This window comes from Arthrobacter sp. P1_B4, assembly GCF_056406555.1.
The window spans coordinates 1-2,278 of the sequence record NZ_JBFTZW010000180.1; the positions used below are offsets into that span (position 1 = coordinate 1).

Consider the following 2,278-nt stretch of genomic DNA (forward strand, 5'->3'; position numbering starts at 1 on the left):
CCGCTGTGCAGCATCCTGAACCATCCGGGACGAGGAAAGGGGGTGGGACTAGTGACACGTGCTGTCAGAGCTTTCATGGAAAAGACCGACAAGCTGAGGCTGCTGTTCGGGCCCGCAAATCGAGGCGACACCGCGGCGCCTGTAGTTCACAAGCACGACGACTTCGAGCACGCCTCGGAAGACGACCTGGCAGGTTTCGAAGTCGAGACGGACGACCACGGACACCACTACGCTGTCCGGAAAACGGATCTCGGGAAAGAAGAGGTCTGACGAGGCCCGCTTCGCCGGTTCCGACGGTTCCGGGGGACCCCGGATGCCGGGGGCATCCTGGGCGGCCGCGTGGTACGCGGCCGGAAACGTGGGAATGCGGCCGGAGCTGTGGGGAAGCGGCCGACGACGGGCGGAGACGGGGAAGGGAGCGGCAGGTGCCGCTCCCTTCCCCGTCTTTATGCGCATCCGGGGTCCGCCCGGATGCGCAGGTGCGGCTAGCGGCCCGTGCCGCCGTAGACCGTGGCCTCATCCTCGCTGTCGAGGTCAAACGCCCTGTGGATGGCGCGGACGGCGTCGTCGAGCAGATCCGCGTGGGTCACCACGGAGATCCGGATCTCCGAGGTGGAGATCATGTTGATGTTGATGCCGGCCTCGGAGAGGGCCGCGAAGAAGCGGGCGGACACACCCGGGTGCGAGCGCATGCCGGCGCCAATCAGCGAAAGCTTGCCGATCTTCTCGTTATATTCGATGCTCTCAAAGCCGATCCGGTCCTGCGCGGCGTGCAGGGCGGCCAGGGCCTCGGCGCCCTCGACGATCGGGAGCGTGAAGGAGATATCGGTCCGGCCCGTACCGTGGGTGGAGACGTTCTGGACGATCATGTCGATGTTCGAGTGGGCGTCCGCAATGACCTGGAAGATCGCCGCTGCCTTGCCGGGGATGTCAGGTACACCGACAACCGTGACCTTGGCTTCGGACCGATCGTGTGCAACACCGGAGATGATTGGCTGCTCCAAGGCAACTCCCTCTTGAGTCGTGATCTTGTCGTCGGCGCCGGGCAGAACCCAGGTGCCTTCGTTCTGGCTGAATGAGGAACGGACGTGCAGGGGTACCCCAAAGCGGCGGGCGTATTCAACACAGCGCAGGTGCAGAATCTTAGCGCCGGACGCGGCCAGTTCCAGCATTTCCTCGCTGGAGATGCGGTCGATCTTCCGGGCCGAGGCGACCACCCGCGGATCGGCCGTGTAGACGCCGTCGACGTCGGTGAAGATCTCGCAGACATCGGCGTCGAGCGCCGCGGCGAGGGCCACAGCCGTCGTGTCCGACCCGCCGCGCCCGAGCGTCGTGATCTCGTTCGTCGTGTGGCTCATACCCTGGAACCCGGCCACGATCGCGATGTGCCCCTTGTCCAGGGCGGTGCGGATGCGGTGCGGGTCAACGTCGATGATCCGGGCCTTGCCGTGGATGCCGTCGGTGATCATGCCGGCCTGGGACCCGGTGAAGGACTGGGCCGAGGCGCCGAACTTGTTGATGGCCATGGCCAGCAGCGCCATGGAGATTCGTTCGCCGGCGGAGAGGAGCATGTCCATCTCGCGGGCGGGCGCGGAATCGGTGACCTGGCCGGCGAGGTCAAGGAGCTCATCGGTGGTGTCGCCCATGGCGGAAACCACCACGACGACCTCGTCGCCGGCGTTTTGGGCGTCCACGACCCGCCGGGCGACGCGCTTGATGCCTTCTGCGTCAGCCACCGAGGAACCGCCAAATTTCTTCACGACAAGGTGCTTGGTGGCGGCGGCCGAGACGGGCAACGTCTGCGATCCGGGCTGGACTTCGGTAGTGGGCAAACTCATTCGCGCACCCTCACTGGATCATCGGGGTTCTGGGCCAGGCAACCAAACGGCGCGACGGCGTAACTTCTTACCCCAGTTTATCGCCGTGCCGCCCGCGCCGTTGAATTGTGACCGAATGGCAGACACCCCGGGTTTGTCTCCACCGGACATGCCCAGTGCTGCGGGCCGGGAGTGGACATGGTCTCCCGTTCCGTGGACATGCTCAGTGCTTCCGCGGGACATGCTCATTCTTGGTGGCCTGGAGTGGGCATGAGGGCATTGTGTCCATTCCTGGGCGTGGGCSCTGGACATGTCCGCCGGGCCGGATGGGGGAGCTCGGGTTAGGAGTGGACATGCTCAGTGCTGCCGCGGGACATGCTCATTCTTGGTGGCCTGGAGTGGGCATGAGGGCATTGTGTCCATTCCTGGGCGTGGGCCCTGGACATGTCCGCCGGGCCGGA

Annotated in this window: 2 protein-coding genes; one reads left to right on the top strand and one right to left on the bottom strand. The window is 65.4% G+C overall.

Translation table 11 applies throughout. The annotated features are described in order from the left end of the window. Nucleotides 1–75: 75 nt before the first annotated feature. Nucleotides 76–270, top strand: coding sequence for a hypothetical protein (locus AC1D1W_RS20530; RefSeq protein WP_043436631.1), 195 nt, complete (start codon nucleotides 76–78; stop codon nucleotides 268–270). 215 nt (nucleotides 271–485) lie between these two features. Here the strand turns inward: AC1D1W_RS20530 and AC1D1W_RS20535 are convergent, their stop codons facing one another. Beyond that, nucleotides 486–1,838, bottom strand: a complete 1,353-nt coding sequence (locus AC1D1W_RS20535) for an aspartate kinase (RefSeq protein ID WP_018774393.1) — start codon at nucleotides 1,836–1,838, stop codon at nucleotides 486–488. Nucleotides 1,839–2,278 lie beyond the last annotated feature (440 nt).

Excerpts from the sequence above, each read along its gene's own strand:
- AC1D1W_RS20530 (WP_043436631.1), top strand. The coding sequence starts at position 76 with ATGGAAAAGACCGACAAGCTGAGGCTGCTGTTCGGGCCCGCAAATCGA.
- AC1D1W_RS20535 (WP_018774393.1), bottom strand. The coding sequence starts at position 1,838 with ATGAGTTTGCCCACTACCGAAGTCCAGCCCGGATCGCAGACGTTGCCC.